Origin of the sequence: Methanobacterium sp., from assembly GCA_012838205.1 — an archaeon.
Taxonomy (GTDB): Archaea; Methanobacteriota; Methanobacteria; order Methanobacteriales; family Methanobacteriaceae; genus Methanobacterium.
The window spans coordinates 1-17,306 of the sequence record DUPR01000005.1 but is presented as its reverse complement, the minus strand read 5'-3'; the positions used below and the strand labels follow the sequence as shown (position 1 = coordinate 17,306).

Here is a 17,306-nt window from a genome sequence, read left to right as displayed (position 1 = left end):
GTATTAAACTTTCTTCTTGAATTAAATAGAAAGACTTATAAGAGACCATTTCTTAAACTTTATCTCGGTGTATTATAACAGCCCCCAATTAAAGGGGAAACCAAAAAATGTCTTATTTTTTAATGTAATAACGTTGAAAACATTGATATTATGCAAATAATCGCAGATGTAGGTGGAATACCCGGTAAAGACTGTAAAGGTTTCTGCAAATATTGTTATTTTAGGAAAGTTACTGGGGCCGAACCACTAGGATGTAGATCATGTCTTCCAGGAAGTTTTGGTTGTGAACAATGCACTACTGGTGTGCGAGAATCCAAAAACGAATTTGTAGCCCCATTTATGGTTATAAACTCTGTTAAAACATCTTTAATGCTGGGAAATTACCAAGAAGATGATTTAAAAATTAACATCAGCGGTGGTGGTGATGTGAGCTGTTATCCTCACCTTTTGGATATTACTTCCGCATTTTCACAATGGAAAATTCCCATTCATCTTGGTTACACTAGTGGAAAGGGTATTGATGATCCACAGATGGCCAATGATTTAATGTCACATGGAGTTGAGGAAGTTACTTTCACAGTATTTTCAACCAATCCCCAGTTAAGAAAGAAATGGATGGGAGATAAAAACCCTCAAGCATCATTAGATGCATTGAAAAGATTTTCAGAAGGTTGTGAAGTTCACGCTGCCAGTGTTATTATTCCGGGTGTAAATGATGGTGAATCCCTTAGGAAGACTTGTTCTGACTTGGAAGAATGGGGTGCTAAAGCATTTATCATGATGAGATTTGCTAATTTCCGTAATCAAGGCCTTATACTTGGAAATGAACCAATAATCAGTGGTTTAGAGCCCCATAGCTTGCAAGAATTTGATGAATTGGTTCGCAGCATAAACCAGGAATTCAATCTCAGAGTAACTGGTACACCAGTATGTGACCCTGAAAATGATACCCCCTTTGCCCTTGCCCATGATAAAGACAAAGAATATCTTGATATATTATCAGAAGTCACTTCTGAAGCCACAATTTTAACTGGAAAAGTTGCTAAACCGTTTATTGAAGATATTATTCAGATTATTGGAGCATCAGACTTAGTAAACGTGGTTGCAGCTGATCAGGATATTGGTTGTCTTATTACTCAAAAAGATCTTGAAGATTTAGACTTGAAAGAACTGAAAGAAACTATAATCATCCCAGGAAGAGCCTTTGTTCATGATAAAAAAGCAGAAAAAATCCTTTGCAGGGATGGAATTGATCGTATTGTGGCTAGAGGTCCGGATAAACTCTCAGTTGATGGAGAGATGAGCAGTACGTTAAGTAAACAAGACGTGCTTAAAACGGAGCTAATTGCTTTCCAAGATCTCATTGAAGCTATAAACTTCTTTGGTGTAAGGAAAAAATAATTGATATCTCAGGAATATATGTTAAATTATCATCTGTAATAATAATATTGGAAAGTGAATTGATTCTGTCAAATACATCTGCATGCAATTTAAATTTCTGATAAATTTTTATTGATCTCTAAATCTGTTATAGTGATAGAATGAGCCATAAACCAAATATAACTGTTTTAACTCCTGAATTTTATAGTTACGGTGCTCTGTTAATATCAGGATTAATCCAAAGACATGGTTACAATGTGAACTTACAAAAAGGATTTGAACAGAAGATAGAAGCAGATATTGTTTTTATAAGTCTCCAATCAACGATTCATCTTTTGAACTATCAAGAAGAAGTGGAAAATATTGATGGGTTTAAGATAGTTGGGGGTCCAGTAACTCTTTCCCCTGAACTGGTCTTAGAGTGCTTACCTGTGGATCTGGTTGTAGTTGGTGAAGGTGAGAATACTATATATAATATTATAAAATTTTTTGAAAATAATCCCAATCCCAGTGGATCTGATTTTAAACACTTGTCAGGAGTGGCCTTTAAAGATGGAGATAAAACCCTTGTAACTGGTAAGGGTTCTCTGGCATCCTTAGATAAACATTTATCAATGGTTCCAGAGAATATTTCATCTGAAAATATCAGAGGAGCCAATGTTTACTTGGAAACCCATCGAGGTTGTCCTGGGAACTGTGGATTCTGTGGTGTTCCCTGTTTTTTCGGTAGAAAAGTGAGAAGTCGCCCTTTAGAAGACATTTTAAAAGAAGTTAAACATTTTTTAAGAAATGGCGCTCAACGGATAGCTATTAGTGGAGGCACTGGTTCTCTTTATGGTAGTAACAAATTTAAAAACGTGGATGATGAAGCATTTGTTGAACTTTTAAGAGAGATATCTAATCTTACTGGGCCTAAAAATCTTACAATACCTGATATTCGGGCAGACTTAATCAGCGACGATATTTTTGAGGCTATTAACAAATACACCAATGGATGGGTTTTCTTTGGAATTGAATCTGGCAGTGACCGAGTTCTTAAACGTATGAAAAAAGGCATAAATGTGGATCAGATACTAGAAGCAGTGCATATGGCTCGTGAACATAACATTAAAACTGCTGGTTCTTTCATAGTTGCCTATCCTGGTGAGGAAGAAGAAGACTTTCAAGCCACAGTTGACTTAGCTGATGAGTTAATGCTTGATGATTACTTCATCAGCATAGCTGAACCTATTCCTGGAACTGATTTGGGTAATGAAATACTGAATTTATCCTTGGAAGATAACATTCTATTTCAGAAAAGTCAAAAATATGCAAAACATGATTTAAGCATTGCAGAAGAGCGTGCGCTTGATTTGATGATGGAATCTTATATTTTTAGAAGTTATCCAGTTCCCATGACGCAAACCCTTCTTAAAAACCTAATGGACGAGGTTAAATCACAGGGAACGCATATAAAAAGAGTTACTGAATTGATTAAAAATCCAATAAAAAAGTGATATTTATCATTATTTTTTGGAAGGCTTCATTATGAATCTGTTTTAACTTCATATCTATAGTTTGGATGAAAATCAAAAGCTCATGGAAAGTTGAAAACTTGGCCAGCAGCACATTCCCTGTAAGAATCTGGATAGATAGTCTTAATTTCACTCATTTTTTGAGTGCAATGGCAAGGTATCACCCTGTCAATTCCTTCCAGCATTTTTAATTCCTCAGAGTCATGGAACCCCCCAATTATGGCTTTTAAATCTCCGTCATTGGTTGTTTGTGCCATTTGGATAATGGACTTTAAATCGGGATGTGCACATCCAGTTAATAATATGTTTCCTTTTTCTTTCCCTATTTCCACAACCAATGCTTGCTCTTTAATTTTGTCTCCCAGTTCTCCAGTTGTCCAAATACCTTTCATTATTTGTTCGCAGTTTTCAATCTCTAGAATTTCAGCCCTGGCCCTTATTTCTTTTTTCATGTTTTCAGAAAATGATTTTAAAAGAACTACTTTAGGATTGGTAATTAAAGGTAATATGTGAGTCAGCCCACCGATGTGGTCCCAGTGTGAGTGGGATAGAACAATCAAATCGATTTTTTCAATATTTACTTGGGACGATTCAAGGTTGTGAAGCAAGATATTGCCATCCCAACCAGTATCAAAAATGATTGTATTTTCATTAGTTTCTATAAGACAAGAAAATCCCCAGCTTGCTTTAAAACCATCCAGACAATTGTTATCATATAATATAGTGATCTTCACTGAATCCTGGTCATTCATTAAATCCCCTTCACTGATTTTTCCATAATTTCATCTAAAGTTTCTCCGTGAGGAATAGCAGAACGTATGAAAGAATTAGAAAGAACGTACAGTGGACCTTCACCTATATCCCATCCTAAAATAACATCCACATCTTCCTTGGCCAGGAATTCAGCAGTTTTTATTCCTCTCTTTTTTTCCATTTTTTTGGCTGGATTGTCCACAATATGGTAACATTCTATCTTTCCATCTTTCTGGCGTACATCCCAGATAGCAAAGTAATTTGCCTTCCCAAAATGTTTTGATGGAACTGATTTTAAACCATTATTGTTTTCAATACCAAGTGCTAATCGAAGTTTATCCTTTTCTGCGGGTTCTATGTGCACCATTAATGTTTCAAGTTTCTTTACACCATTTTTGACTTTTTCTTCAACAATATCAGAAATTTCATGTGCTTTTTCAACAGAAATTTCCTTTTTCGTTTCCAAATGAAGTTCTGCAAAAATGTAAGGCCCTGAACTCCTCACCTTAACTTCATGGACATCCACTACACCATCTACAGTTAGAGCCATATCTTTGATTTGCTCTACAGTTTTAGGATCTAAGGTGGCGTCAAGAAGAACCAATACTGCATTTTTACCAATCTTTAAACCCATCCATATTACCAATAATGACACAAAAAATCCTGCAACCCCTTGAAGACTTAAATAGCCGATATATGATGCTAAAACCCCTACAAACACTAATAAAGATGAAAAAACATCGATAAGGCTGTGTTTAGCATCACTCAAAAGAGCAGGGGATTCTATTTCTTCCCCCACTTTCTGCTTATATATGGACATGAGGTAGGAAACAGCGACTGAAATAGCAGCGACTAAAATGGCAAAAAAGGGTATTTTTAATGGTTGGGGATTAATAATTCCCTGAAAAGATTCTGAAACAATTTCCAACCCACTGAAAATTATTACTCCCGCAATAATGAGAGATGATAAGGTTTCTGCTTTGTAATAACCATAAGGAAATTTCTGGTTAGGTTTTCGCTGGGATAGTTTAAGGCCTATATAAACTGCGAATGAAGCAAAGATATCGGAAAAAGAGTTTATTGAATCAGCTATCAAAGCTACACTTCCAGATAATAGCCCAAAAACTCCTTTTGTTATGCTTAAAAATAGATTTGTTAGAGTAGAATATTTAGCTGCTCTTTCCCCTTTTTTTAACCTCTGAAATTGATTCAAAGTTTTCCTTTCATTTTTAAACTAAACCCCCCCATCTCGGTTAATAGATTTATAGGGGAATGCTATTCATATCCGACAAACAGTTATTCATTATCTCCCTAAATATTGGCTTAAACTTAGGTTCATAAATGACTGCGGGTTTTAAATTAATTAAAGCTTCTATAAATCGGAGATCATAGGGTATTCTACCTAATAAAGGGATTTGTTTATCTTGGAAGTAATCTTGTAATTGGTAGGTGAAGTCTTTGTTGATTCCCCAACGGTTGATAACTGCTCCGCAGGGAATGTTGAAATGATCTACCAACTCTATGGCCCTTTTAAGATCCCAAAAAGCAACTGATGTAGGCTCGGTAACTAAAATAACATAATCACTACCAGTTAAAGAAGCTATAACCGGACACCCGATCCCTGCAGCAGAATCCATGATCATGTAATCTGCTTGGATGCCTTCAGCAATATTAGCAGCTGTGGTTCTTATTGCGTTTACAACCTTACCTGATCCTGACTCCCCTATTTCAAGCTTTCCCGAGACTATCGGAAATCCATATTGGGTTTTCCCAACACCTACTCTAGCATTTTCAACTTTTTTTAGACTAAAAATTTCTGGACATTCTAATTGGCAAGCCCCACATCCCACACACAATAATTCGTTTAAAATAGGTATATTTTCCTCCTGATTCCAAGTTATTGCTGAAAAATTACAGACATCAACACATTTTTTAAGATCTTGATAGTTGCTGTGAAGTTTGAGTGTTTCTAATTTTTCTTGGTTCATTTCAACTTTTTCACCAGTTGTAATGGATTCCCAGTTGTCGAATTGTTCCTCTTCAAGACCTAAAACAAGAGCCAAATTTGGTGCATCAGCATCACAGTCAACTGCCACGATTTTGTTCCTATTTGCTAGCATGACGGATAAAGATGCAGTTAAAGTACTCTTTCCAGCCCCCCCTTTTCCTGAAAGTATGGTAATCGTTTTCATCCGTGTGTTCCACCTACATTTTTAGTCATTATAGCATTAGAAAGTTTTTTAATGTTATTGTGAGTTATTGGCTGGCCTCGAGAATGTTTTTTTAATATTTCTCTTTCATATGGAATTTTTTGGAGTATGGGAACGTTTCTATACTTGGAAACATCTTCAATAAGGTTCAAATCACCTATATCCGATTTGTTAATTATTATTTGAGTTTTTACTTCCATGATTTGTAAAAGTTGAAGAATAAGTTCTAAATCATGTTTTCCAAGGGGAGTAGGTTCTGTAACTGCCAGAGCCATGTCTACACCAATCATTGCCGAAATTACATTACAATGTGTTCCTGCAGCAGTGTCAATTAAAACAAAGTCATAATCAGAAGCTATGTTTGCAGCATATTTTCTGGTAGCATTGACTACAAGGGCTGTAGCTTCACAACCAATTTTAATTTCTCCCCAAATCAGTAGCAGATTCTCAGAAATTTTATTTGATTTTTTACATTTTCCTTGATATATGGCTCCAATTTCTTGTTCACCTTTTTCTAAGGCTTTGGCTGGACAAGCTAAAAGACAAGCCCCACAACCATTACATTGGCCAGTTACTATGAAGGGGTGTCTACCTTTGATAAACACAATTGCATTTTCTTTGCAAACTTCAGAACAATCTCCACATTTTAAGCATTTGTCTTGGTTAAGAATTGGAAGAATCGTGTGGATGTCCTGAACTTTTTTACGGTTAGTTGACAGTATAATGTGATCATCAGGACATTCTACATCTGCATCAACTAATAATACTTTGTTTTGACCAGTTGCTAATTCAATAGCTAGAGCAGTCGATATAGTTGATTTTCCAGTTCCACCTTTTCCACCAGTTATTGCAATTTTCATAAGAACTTCCTTGATTACAAATTACATCTCCTTCAGGGAAATGCAAATATTATCTTCGTCCTCCTCTTCCCCCTATTCCCAAACCTCGTCCTCGAGGAGGTGTGGGGTGTAACTCATCCAATTTTCCTTGGGACATGAGAGTTAAATTTTCTTTGACTGTTCCCTGAACCATTTGGTATGTCTTTATTTCCAATTGTTTTAATACTTCAAAAGCATTGGGACCAACTGATCCAGATATGAGGGCTTGTGCATTTTCATTTCCCACTATTCTGGCTGTTTTTATTCCGGCACCTCCACCTTCAGTAGTTGAGGGGTTGGGTATAGCTTTAACGTCTTTAAAATCCCCGTCAACAATATTCACTACTATTATATGAGAACATCTTCCGAAAACAGGGCTTGCCTGTGAATCCAGAGTTTCCCCGCTGGCAGCAATTGCAACTTTCATTTAATTCACCTCTTATTTATTGTACGAATTTCAGTACATTAAATTCTTAAATTCCTATTTTTTGATTCTATTTTCTATTTTAGAGAATATTTCCATGAATTTTTTGGATATATCAGATTTTGAGTCGTGAAGCAGGAATGGTTTTCCCTGATCTGAATCTTTTCTAACGGTTGTATCCAAGGGTAAACTCCCTAAGTAGTGTATATCCAGTTCTTCTGCCAGTTTTTTCCCTTCACCTTTACCAAAAATATTGATTTCCTGTTTACAATGAGGGCAGGTGAAACCAGACATATTCTCAATGACCCCAATAATTGGAATGTTCAACCCCTTAACCATGTTTACACATTTTCGAACATCTTCCCCAGCCACTGCTTGAGGGGTCGTTACCATAACCACCCCATCTAATTGATTGATGGATTGTAATACTGTTAAGGGTTCATCTCCTGTTCCTGGGGGATTATCCACTACGAGAACATCCAGTTTTCCCCAGTCAACATCAGACAAAAACTGCCTTATGGCACCGGTTTTCTTTGGTCCTCTCCAGATAATTGGCGATCCCTTGGAAGGTAACATAAACTCTATTGACATGACTTCGAGATTGTCCCTTACTTTAAGAGGTAATATTCCATTGGTTGATTGCTCTAAAATTGCGTTTTCCACCCCTAACATGTGAGGAATATCTGGACCATGCAGATCAACATCCATTAAACCAGTTTTATAATTTTTTAAGGCAAAAGCTGTTGCTAGGTTAACAGCAATGGTTGTCTTTCCCACTCCTCCTTTACCACTCATTACAGCAATTTTATGCTTTATGTTGCTCATCCGCTTTACAATAGTAATTTCCTGTTGCATTAAGAGTTTTTTCTGTTCTTCTTCCGTAGTCTGTTCGGGATTAGTTGATTTCAAAGAACCATCTCACTAAACTTATTATGAATCTGGGGAAAATTGAATTTGTGATATATTATTGGCTAATGTCCATCTGAGCAAGCTGAATCCATGTTAGCTTGTTTCAGTTTTCCTTCTGCCCTTGCTTGGACTGCTTCGGCTACTGTACCTGATGCCCCTACATAAACATTTATTCCAACATTCTGGAGCATTTGAATAGCTTTCGGACCTAAATTTCCGCATAATAGTTCATTAGCTCCAGATCCGGCGATGAACTCGCCAGGAGTCATTGACCCACCAGTGTGTTTTGTATTACTCTCCAGAACTTGAACACTTTCTATTTTTTCGTCTTCCCAGTTGATTAAAACAAAGTAAGGAGTTTTTCCAAAGTGTTGGGATACTGTTCCATTTAATCCATCTTTTTCAAGACTAGGAACACATATTAAAACCATTTTAATCTCCCCAAATAAATTGTTTAATCGGCCCCGCAAAGTGGGAGGCCACATTTAGGACATTTTGTTTGACGGCAAGGAACTCCAGGAGTTTTTGGAGATTCATAACCACATTTTGTACATTTACAAGTTCTTGGTGGTCCTGCTCCCATCCCCCGGCCTACAGAACCTCTTCTCCTACCTAATCCTAGTGGAGTAACATCTTGAGATCCTTCTGTAACACCAACTAATTCTATGTTTTCTGAATCACAATCTGGGCACTTATCATATTCTTTGGCACTTTGCCATTCAAAATCACAATTTTTACATTGATACCTTTTTTTATCCATAATATAATCTCCTCCTTTTAATTTGAAAAATTTTACCCTATATTAATGCCTGAGTTATTTTCTTATGGGCCGAACCAAAAGTACGATGAAAGGTAGGTTGAGAAATATAATCTTAGTTAGTTGCCTTTTTTGTTAGTTGTTCTGGTAATCCTTAAATCTTAATGATTTAAACTCCTCTGTAGTGATGGTCAGTGCTTTTGTTTCATTTACATCAGCTATATCTGGTTTAAATCGACATACTCAAGGTTTTCCCAATAATATACTAATACTTCTGGGCCTAGGGATGTTATGAATATATATTCAAAACAGTATATATATTTTACCCTAAAAAAATATAGACAATACTGATTTTAAACTACAAATTAAAAACAATAAATGTAACAAAACTCAAAAAAAACATATACAATTAATTAATCAGTAATAAATCTATTTTAAAAGAGAATTAAAAGATTTACAGATTATTAACATAAAATATATAATAATTCAGTTGATTATTTTTAAGAAAGTATTATATATTAAAAAGACAAAAGTTAGGTGCACCTAACATTTGAGGTGTATTATGATAACACTGGTAGAACTAAAAAACGGAAAATATGGAATTATACGAGAAATTGATGGAGGACATGGAATTAAAAAGCGTTTAGAAGTGATGAACATTAGAGAAGGGAAAAAAATCATTAAAAAATGCTCAGCACCCCTACGTGGTCCTGTGGTTATCGAGATAGACGGATGCAAAATGGCCATAGGCCGAGGAATGGCAAAAAAAGTATGGGTGGAAGAAATTTGAAGAAAATATTACTGATGGGTAATCCTAATGTGGGAAAAAGTGTTGTTTTCTCCAGATTAACAGGTGTGAATGTAATTCAATCTAATTATCCTGGGACCACTGTCGGATACACTAAAGGACGCCTAATAATAGATAATGCTGAAATGGAAATTGTAGATGTTCCTGGAACTTACTCTTTATCCCCTTCATGTAAAGCAGAAGAAGTAGCCCGGGACATGTTTTTTGAAGAGGATCCTGAATTAATAATTAATGTGTTAGATGCCACCAACTTGGAAAGAAACCTTTATTTAACCTTACAAATTCTGGAAAAAGGCATACCCACGGTATTAGTGCTAAATATGTGGGATGCTGCCAAAAGAAAAGGAGTACATGTAAACCTAGAAAAACTTCAAAAAATCATGGGAATAAATGTTGTGGCAGCAGTAGCTGTTACTGGCGAAGGAATCAAAGAACTTGTAAACACTATAACTGAAATAACTAAAAATCCTGACCGTAATATTTCAAAAATTGCCAAAATGGATGATGATGATAAATGGGCTTTCATTGGCCAAATCTTATCTAAAGTACAAAAAATTGAACACCGCCATCCATCCTTACTTGAAAGATTAGAAGATGCCTCTGTAAGTCCTGTTTCTGGAATTATTATAGCACTTATAGTTTTGTTTGTAACTATGCAAATTGTTATAGGATTTGGAGAATTGTTAATTACTTACATCCTTGATCCAATTTATTACCAGTATTATGGACCTTTCATTACCAGCACTGTGGAAAACTCCATTAGCTCTGGGTTCATCCACGACATCTTAATCGGGAGTGGATATGAATACGAAACTTCCTTTGGCCTATTAACTACAGGAATTTATGTTATATTCGCCGTTGTTTTACCTTATATCCTTATTTTTTATTTTGTTTTAGGATTTATCGAAGATTTTGGTTATCTTCCCCGTCTGGCAGTTCTACTTGATAGTGTAATGCACAAAATGGGGCTCCATGGTTATGCAACAATACCTATTGTTCTTGGCTTTGGTTGTAATGTTCCCGCCATGCTTTCAACACGAATTCTTGAAGGAGAAAGGGAAAAATTCATAGCTGCCACACTTATTGCAATATCTGTCCCTTGCATGGCCCAAACAGCAGTAATTATAGGTTTAATAGGTAAATATGGTGTCCAATACATAATAATGGTTTACGGTACTTTATTTATCCTTTTTGTGCTTTTGGGATCCATCTTGAACTTCTTATTAAAAGGAGAAAGTCCAGAAATTTTCTTTGAAATCCCTCCTTATAGACTGCCCCATATGGCCACATTGGTTAAAAAAACATGGATGCGAGTGAAAGGATTTCTATTAGAGGCCTTGCCATTTGTGTTTCTAGGCATACTAATAATAAACATACTATACGTAGTAGGCATAATGAGTGCTATTTCCAACTTAGTGGCACCTATCATGTCCAATATGCTAGGCCTTCCAAATCAAGCAATTGATGCCCTGATAATGGGTTTTTTAAGGAAAGATTTGGCAACAGCAATGCTGGCCCCATTAAATCTAAGTCCAAACCAACTTGTTGTTGCCTGTACTGTTCTGGCCACCAGTTTTCCATGTATAGCCACGTTCATAGTCTTAATTAAAGAGATTGGAATTAAAAACATGATTAAAACAGGTATTTTAATGTTATTAATTGCCTTAACTACTGGAACACTGCTTAATTTAATATTAAGTAACATCAGTTAGAATAATTGAAAAGGAGTTGTCAAAATATGAAAATAAAGAATTTGATTCAGTTTTTCAGTTCATTATTCAAACATGACTGTAGAAATTGCTCTGCTTGTCAGAGCAAATACTACGATATAAAAATGGTGCGTAAAAAAGAAAAAAAATAATTTAAAACCATTAAATATCCTATTTTGTTTAGTACAATCTTATATAAAAGAATAACACTTATTTAGTTACGATTGTTTCCATACTGGTGTCAAGCACCACATCAAAGGGTATTTTGGCATTCCACCCTGACTTTTCAAAAATTCCCATAAAACAAACCCCAATTATTTTGGGTTTTTGATCACCAGAAATTTCTTCCAACATGTTTAAAACTTCATCTGGAGAACATCCGAACTTAGGCATTGCTAGGCCTCCCAAAACCACCAGGACATCTGGGTTTTTTGGATCTTTATATTGGTTTACCACACTGAAACCAATATTTTCCACCTCTCTAATTTCTTTAGCCTCGCCAATATCTGATTTAGGCACATATACCATATTAAAATCTTTGTCCCTGATTGCATAGGCAAGTAGTTCAATAAAAGGAGTGCATACTGCAATTGACCCAGCGAAAACTATTGTGGATCCATTTTCAATTTCTTTTATACTTTCTCTGAAAGCACCAGTAAAACCAATTATACCACTTTTCTTTTCCATTTCATGTCACCCCACATAAAAAAACATCCAGATATTATATTCTTAAGTAATATATTATTAAGATTACATTAATAAAAAGAAATCCCATTTCAGTCGGCTGGATATTTTCCAAAGATAATGAAATTTAAATGATAAAATTTGTCCGAATCTTCACTAATGATAGGATTAGGATGATTTTGGAGGTTTAAATGGATAAAGATTATTACAACCAATACTGGGAAGAAAGAATCAATGAAATGGAAATGAACAATAATTTAAACAAAAGTAGTTTAAAGAGGATTGTTCCTATAAAGTCACTTTTACCCTCTAATAAATCCCTTGGGAAAGTATTAGATGTAGGTTGTGGTGATGGGACGATTCTTTACATGCTTCAAAAAGATTATGAAATTGAACCCTATGGGATTGATATTTCCATAAACGCCATGAATAAAGCTAAAGAAAGGGGAATAAAAACAAAAATTTCAAACTTAAATCAGGAAATTCCTTTTCCTGAAAATTACTTTAATACTATTCTTTGCACCGATGTTCTTGAACATCTTTTTTCCCCAGAAAATGCACTTCAAGAAATTTATCGCGTCTCTAAAGAGGATGCTTTGATCATCTTTTCAATACCCAATTTTGGGCATTTAAAGAATAGAATTCAATTCTTGTTAGGGAAAAACATTACTGAACCTCCTTTTCAAGTTAAATCCCACATACGATTTTGGAACCAAAAATCCTTTGTTAAACTACTGAAAAAAAATGGATTCATAATGGAAAAATCAACGAGTGTTAGAGGAAATACTCTATTATATAAATTGTGGAAAAATGAATCACTTTTTTCAAATTACATGTATATAAAAGCTAAAAAAGATATTTAAAAAATAACATTTTTATTTTATACTGATTCTATACTCCCCAAAAAAACTAGTTAATTATCTGACTTTAATTTGATTAAAGTTATCTCACAATTGGAACCAAGCCTCATGGGAGGGCCCCAAGTACCTGTTCCTGGTGATACATACAATTTAGTTCCTTTATACTCATATAATCCATTAATATATGGAAACATCAACTTAACCAAGAAATTAAATGGCATAATCTGACCATTATGAGTGTGACCAGAAAGTTGTAAATCAATTCCAACTTCATTGGCTTCTTTTAATCCTTTGGGGATATGGTATAGGAGAATTGATGGTGTGTCATAATTAATTTTAAGGCGTTTAAGTGTGTTTTTTAGATGATCATGTTCAAAAGAATACTCAACCCCAATAACTTGTATTTGGTTAAATACTACCAATTCATTTCGAAGTATTCTTAGTTTAGTACCTCCCAAAACCCTGAAGACTTCTCCTATCCCTTCATAAAGTTCATGATTACCAGTTACAAAAAATACGGGCGAAATTAAATGATTTATGTCCCTAAATGTATGTTTATGTAGCTTGGCGCTTCCGTCAACCACATCTCCAGTAATGAAAACTACATCTGGATTTAATTTATTTGTCTCATTTACTATTCGCTTCATGTAACCAGAATTTCTTATGGAACCTATATGAATATCGCTGAGGTGAACAACCCTCAAATCCTCGTGCAAACCTTTTATTGGTATTTCAATTTTTTTAATTTTTAATAAATAGCTATTATAAATGGAATATCCACTGATTAATACCGTTAGAAGTATTATTATTAATCCAAACGTTGTTCGAGGTATTTGTATGAAAAAAGATAGTGCTAAATATATTATCAGGAAAAATAGCAAATAAAATGATACTCCCATCCAAGCTGATGCTGCAGTATAAAAAATACGAGTAATGTTGTTTGAAACTATCCTTTCAATTATTGTGGAAACTGGATAAGATAATGCTGCAAGTAACATTATTAGGTAAAAACCATTGGTCATCGGCAAACCCAGTAAAAAGTACATTCCATAAAATACACAGTAGTTGAGGACTAAAAATCCTACAAAAAACATGGAAATAAACATTATATACTGTATAATTCTTGGCATTTGAAACCCCAAAATTGCTAGAAGCCCATAAATAATTTTAATTGTGCGAAATTGTTAAAAAAAAATCTAAAATCTAAATGTATGATTTAAATACATCTAGATTATTGAAGTCTCCGGTAAGAGTTTAACCAGTATATAATCATACATCATGGATTTTTTAATCTCTGAGACATCACCCAGACGATAATCATCCACTTTCACCTCTGCAATCTCATCCTTGTACTCTTCATAGTTTAGTTTAACTCGCACCCCATCTAACTGGCTTACTATAGGTGCTGGAGAGTATATTTTTTCAACAGCAGGAATCTGATTTTCTATTTCTGTTTTTACCAGTATAGAAGGCACAATGGGCGGATCATCTAACATTTCTTTTCTACGAGCATCAAGAATATCTTCGACAACCTCTGCCAAGTTTCTAAGGGCCCTAATATCTTCACCTCTTTTTAATCGCCGAGGTATCCTTCCTAATCCACCAATATAAGCCATAGCTCCTGGCAAATCAGCCACATCCATCTCTGGAGCCCCAGTAACCACAACTGGTATGTCAATATCTGCAAAAAGGTGAGTTTTGTCCATGAGACACTCTCTAAAACTTCCTAATGCAAAAACTGCTAAGTCATGTTCCCCAATTAGTCTTTTTTCATCCTCAGAAATGCGAGAGATGCCCTTCCCTGCTCCACGGGATAGACCAATCATATTATCTTTAGCACCATAACGCCTGAGATACTCGGAAATGTCACAAGCAGAGTGAGGTAAATGTTGGCGAGCAAGTGTTGGAGATACAATGGCAATTTCTGTCCCAGCCATTGGTGCTCTTTTAATTTTCCCTAAAAGTTCCCGGGATTTTTCATCCACTTTTTCCACATCTTCCACAGGAACAGCCAAAGTTAAGACCAAATCCATCTGACTGGTGGTTTCCTGAAGCACGAAGCCTCCTAAATCCTCAATAAGCTCATTCATTTCCTCATGCTTGTGAACTCCACCAATATAAGTTAAGGTTTCGTACATAATTTATTCTCCAAAATTTGATACCGTATTTGTGCTCTCTCCAGGGGGTTATCGGGAGCGTGTTTATGGGAGGGAAGTTCCACAATTCTGCTACCATTTAATTCTATTTTTTTCATGAAATTATGGCTTATTTCCTCTTTCAAGTAGTCTGGAAAGACCAAAAAGTTAGGTTTTTCTTTGACCAGAGTGAATCCCATATCTTTGATAATGTCTCTTATAAAATTTGAGTAAACCTTAACTTTTATTTTTTTCCTTTCATTCAAAACTTTCTTTTCTGGATTAGTAAAAGCTAAGTAATCCTTTTTAATTGAACCCATGTCCAGTTTTTTCGTGCCTAATATGTTGGAGATATGATCAATGCTACTATATATCTGTTTAAATGTGTTTAACTTAAGTTTAATTGATGGGACATTAGTATTTGTTTCTGAAAGAACTATAGCTAAATCAGCACCTTCGAAATTGTAATCCAATACTACAGTGTATTCTAGAACGCCAGCCAGTCTAACTACTTCCTGACACATGGGAGTGGTTAAAATCTTCATATCTTCATAAATACCTCAATCTTAAGTTAGTAATGTTTTATGTTAAAGTTTGTAATGTATATAAATCAATATAAATTATGATTGGCTTTAATATTTACAGTTGCCATTGTTATATCTACCAAAATATCAATATAGGAAAAAATATCCGGAAATGATTTAAAAATCTTTTTAATAACTTAAGTTTCCTTCGTGAAGTATTATAAGGGTTTACCAAAGATTTAAATAATAAATTAAACAATAAAAAATATAATAAGACCATTTTTAGATTGGTTTCAGGATGTGAATGAATTGTTTGGTGCAGATGAAACTCCAAAAACAGCCCCTATTAAGGAAGGAGACGAATATGAGGTTAAAATTGAGGATGTGGGTAAAGAAGGTGACGGAATTACCCGAATAGAAGGTTTCGTGGTCTTTGTACCTGAAACAAAGGTGGGTGACGAGGTTAAAGTACGTATAACCTCAGTGCGGAGAAGATTCGCTTTCGCCGAGAAAATCCTGGAATAAAAAAAAATAATTACTGTAACTCTTTTTTTCCTATTATTATCTATTTTTGGTGTCTAAATGCGAGTTTCCTTAAGTTTAGAAAGATCATTTTCCCATGATGTGTCTATTATGGTTGATGTGCTACGCGCCAGTACCACCATCACCATTGCCCTGGAAAAAATCCCATACATCATTCCAACAGTGGAAATAGAAGAAGCTTTAACCATGACACCAAAAAATAAGGCTTTTTTTGCAGGAGAAAGAGGTGGATCTACCATTGAAGGGTTTGATACCGGGAACTCACCTATTGAAATACAGAAGTACGCTGGTAAACCCATGATCATCACTACCAGCAATGGAACAAGAATTTTGGATAGAATAAAGGGACGTGCACTTATTGGTTCATTTATAAATGCCCAAGCTGTTGCTAAAAAAGCTGCTGTGGCTGCTGTTGATGAAATTGAATTGGTTATGGCCGGAGTTAGAGGAAGATTTGCTATTGAAGATTTTTTAGGGGCTGGAGAAATAATTTCTTATCTAAAAAAATATGATCTTGATGAGATGGCCCAATCAGCTTGTTTAGCAATACAAAATACGGAATTGGTTGATGAACATGTCAAAAACTCCCTATCTGCACAGAATCTGAGGAAATTAGGGTTTGGTGCTGATGTAGAATTCTGTCTCCAAAGAAATATTTCTAATATAGTGCCCCAATTTAAAGAGGGAATAATAAAGAAATTTTGATGGGCTAAAAACAAACCATGACTAAAAAGTCCGAAAAGGAAAAGAACAATCTTTTTATAAGTTAAAATCATATTTTAGGCTTACACTAATAACATTAGACTATTTATTATATCTTCCTAACATTTAATCCATTTAGAGTGATTTAATGGCACCTGAGAACTTGAAAATTATCGGTACCGCCCACGTGTCTGAGAAGAGCGTGGAAGAAGTAAAAAATACCATTATAGAATCTCATCCAGATGTTGTAGCCGTAGAGTTGGATGTTAACCGTTATCATAATTTGATAAATGAAAAAAAAGGCATTACACAAGATAAAGATATCAAAATACGGGAAATCTTAAAAGGAAATAATATTTCCATGCTACTGGTAAGTGGGTTTCTCAGTTATTTCCAGAAAAAAATCGGTGAAGAAGTCGGAGTTAAACCCGGTTCAGAGATGCTGGCTGCAACTGAAGCAGCCGAAGAAGTCGGATCCCAAGTGGCCTTAATTGACCGAGATATTCAAATAACCCT

The 17,306-nt window shown here is 35.1% G+C and carries 19 protein-coding genes and 1 pseudogene; 8 read left to right on the top strand and 12 right to left on the bottom strand.

Annotated features, from left to right (window positions below; genetic code table 11):
- Nucleotides 1-150: 150 nt before the first annotated feature.
- A complete protein-coding gene (gene mmp10 / locus GXZ72_00710; protein ID HHT18074.1) occupies nt 151-1,401 on the top strand; it encodes a methyl coenzyme M reductase-arginine methyltransferase Mmp10 in 1,251 nt (416 codons plus the stop codon).
- 140 nt (nt 1,402-1,541) lie between these two features.
- Entirely contained in the window at nt 1,542-2,876 is a 1,335-nt protein-coding gene (locus tag GXZ72_00705) for a TIGR04014 family B12-binding domain/radical SAM domain-containing protein (protein ID HHT18073.1), read from the top strand.
- Between the two features lie 80 nt (nt 2,877-2,956).
- Here GXZ72_00705 and GXZ72_00700 read toward each other — a convergent pair whose 3' ends face one another.
- The 8 genes and pseudogenes from GXZ72_00700 to GXZ72_00665 form a co-directional block, all read right to left on the bottom strand.
- Complete coding sequence (locus GXZ72_00700) at nt 2,957-3,646, bottom strand: MBL fold metallo-hydrolase (protein ID HHT18072.1); 690 nt, start codon at nt 3,644-3,646, stop codon at nt 2,957-2,959.
- Nucleotides 3,646-4,860, bottom strand: coding sequence for a cation diffusion facilitator family transporter (locus GXZ72_00695; GenBank protein HHT18071.1), 1,215 nt, complete (start codon nt 4,858-4,860; stop codon nt 3,646-3,648). Before GXZ72_00695 ends, GXZ72_00700 begins: the two co-directional genes overlap by 1 nt.
- 49 nt (nt 4,861-4,909) lie before the next feature.
- Nucleotides 4,910-5,839, bottom strand: coding sequence for a P-loop NTPase (locus tag GXZ72_00690; GenBank protein ID HHT18070.1), 930 nt, complete (start codon nt 5,837-5,839; stop codon nt 4,910-4,912).
- Nucleotides 5,836-6,717: a P-loop NTPase gene (locus GXZ72_00685; GenBank protein ID HHT18069.1), complete on the bottom strand. Its 882-nt coding sequence runs from the start codon at nt 6,715-6,717 to the stop codon at nt 5,836-5,838. Before GXZ72_00685 ends, GXZ72_00690 begins: the two co-directional genes overlap by 4 nt.
- Nucleotides 6,718-6,766: 49 nt before the next feature.
- Nucleotides 6,767-7,162 (bottom strand): hypothetical protein, encoded by a 396-nt coding sequence (locus GXZ72_00680; protein HHT18068.1) that lies wholly within the window; start codon nt 7,160-7,162, stop codon nt 6,767-6,769.
- 54 nt (nt 7,163-7,216) lie between these two features.
- Nucleotides 7,217-8,014: an Mrp/NBP35 family ATP-binding protein gene (locus GXZ72_00675; GenBank protein ID HHT18067.1), complete on the bottom strand. Its 798-nt coding sequence runs from the start codon at nt 8,012-8,014 to the stop codon at nt 7,217-7,219.
- A gap of 116 nt (nt 8,015-8,130) precedes the next feature.
- Nucleotides 8,131-8,499 carry a dinitrogenase iron-molybdenum cofactor biosynthesis protein gene (locus GXZ72_00670; GenBank protein HHT18066.1) on the bottom strand — a complete coding sequence of 123 codons (369 nt, stop codon included), beginning with the start codon at nt 8,497-8,499 and terminating at the stop codon, nt 8,131-8,133.
- Between the two features lie 23 nt (nt 8,500-8,522).
- Nucleotides 8,523-9,113 (bottom strand): annotated as a pseudogene (locus GXZ72_00665) (DUF134 domain-containing protein).
- 274 nt (nt 9,114-9,387) lie between these two features.
- Between GXZ72_00665 and GXZ72_00660 the strand changes: the two are divergent.
- Together GXZ72_00660 and GXZ72_00655 are read left to right on the top strand one after the other, a co-directional pair.
- Nucleotides 9,388-9,615, top strand: coding sequence for a ferrous iron transport protein A (locus GXZ72_00660; protein ID HHT18065.1), 228 nt, complete (start codon nt 9,388-9,390; stop codon nt 9,613-9,615).
- Nucleotides 9,612-11,345, top strand: coding sequence for a ferrous iron transporter B (locus GXZ72_00655; protein ID HHT18064.1), 1,734 nt, complete (start codon nt 9,612-9,614; stop codon nt 11,343-11,345). The genes GXZ72_00660 and GXZ72_00655 overlap by 4 nt, the downstream gene beginning before the upstream one ends.
- A gap of 207 nt (nt 11,346-11,552) precedes the next feature.
- Here GXZ72_00655 and GXZ72_00650 read toward each other — a convergent pair whose 3' ends face one another.
- Nucleotides 11,553-12,029, bottom strand: coding sequence for a DUF2124 family protein (locus GXZ72_00650; GenBank protein ID HHT18063.1), 477 nt, complete (start codon nt 12,027-12,029; stop codon nt 11,553-11,555).
- Between the two features lie 188 nt (nt 12,030-12,217).
- On the opposite strand from GXZ72_00650, the gene GXZ72_00645 reads away from it, so the two are divergent.
- The gene (locus tag GXZ72_00645) at nt 12,218-12,889 is read left to right on the top strand and encodes a methyltransferase domain-containing protein (protein HHT18062.1); all 672 of its coding nucleotides are present in this window, start codon (nt 12,218-12,220) and stop codon (nt 12,887-12,889) included.
- A 50-nt stretch (nt 12,890-12,939) separates the two neighbouring features.
- Here GXZ72_00645 and GXZ72_00640 read toward each other — a convergent pair whose 3' ends face one another.
- The 3 genes from GXZ72_00640 to GXZ72_00630 all read right to left on the bottom strand — a co-directional run bounded on the left by GXZ72_00640 (nt 12,940) and on the right by GXZ72_00630 (nt 15,566).
- Nucleotides 12,940-14,016, bottom strand: a complete 1,077-nt coding sequence (locus GXZ72_00640; protein ID HHT18061.1) for a metallophosphoesterase — start codon at nt 14,014-14,016, stop codon at nt 12,940-12,942.
- 96 nt (nt 14,017-14,112) lie between these two features.
- The gene (locus tag GXZ72_00635) at nt 14,113-15,024 is read right to left on the bottom strand and encodes a methanogenesis marker 7 protein (GenBank protein HHT18060.1); all 912 of its coding nucleotides are present in this window, start codon (nt 15,022-15,024) and stop codon (nt 14,113-14,115) included.
- The gene (locus GXZ72_00630; GenBank protein ID HHT18059.1) at nt 15,009-15,566 is read right to left on the bottom strand and encodes a hypothetical protein; all 558 of its coding nucleotides are present in this window, start codon (nt 15,564-15,566) and stop codon (nt 15,009-15,011) included. Before GXZ72_00630 ends, GXZ72_00635 begins: the two co-directional genes overlap by 16 nt.
- Nucleotides 15,567-15,854: 288 nt before the next feature.
- On the opposite strand from GXZ72_00630, the gene GXZ72_00625 reads away from it, so the two are divergent.
- The 3 genes from GXZ72_00625 to GXZ72_00615 form a co-directional block, all read left to right on the top strand.
- Entirely contained in the window at nt 15,855-16,070 is a 216-nt protein-coding gene (locus tag GXZ72_00625) for a TRAM domain-containing protein (GenBank protein ID HHT18058.1), read from the top strand.
- A 57-nt stretch (nt 16,071-16,127) separates the two neighbouring features.
- Nucleotides 16,128-16,793 (top strand): 2-phosphosulfolactate phosphatase, encoded by a 666-nt coding sequence (gene comB, locus GXZ72_00620; GenBank protein HHT18057.1) that lies wholly within the window; start codon nt 16,128-16,130, stop codon nt 16,791-16,793.
- 145 nt (nt 16,794-16,938) lie between these two features.
- On the top strand, nt 16,939-17,306 hold a 368-nt coding region (locus GXZ72_00615; GenBank protein ID HHT18056.1), incomplete at its 3' end, for a TraB family protein.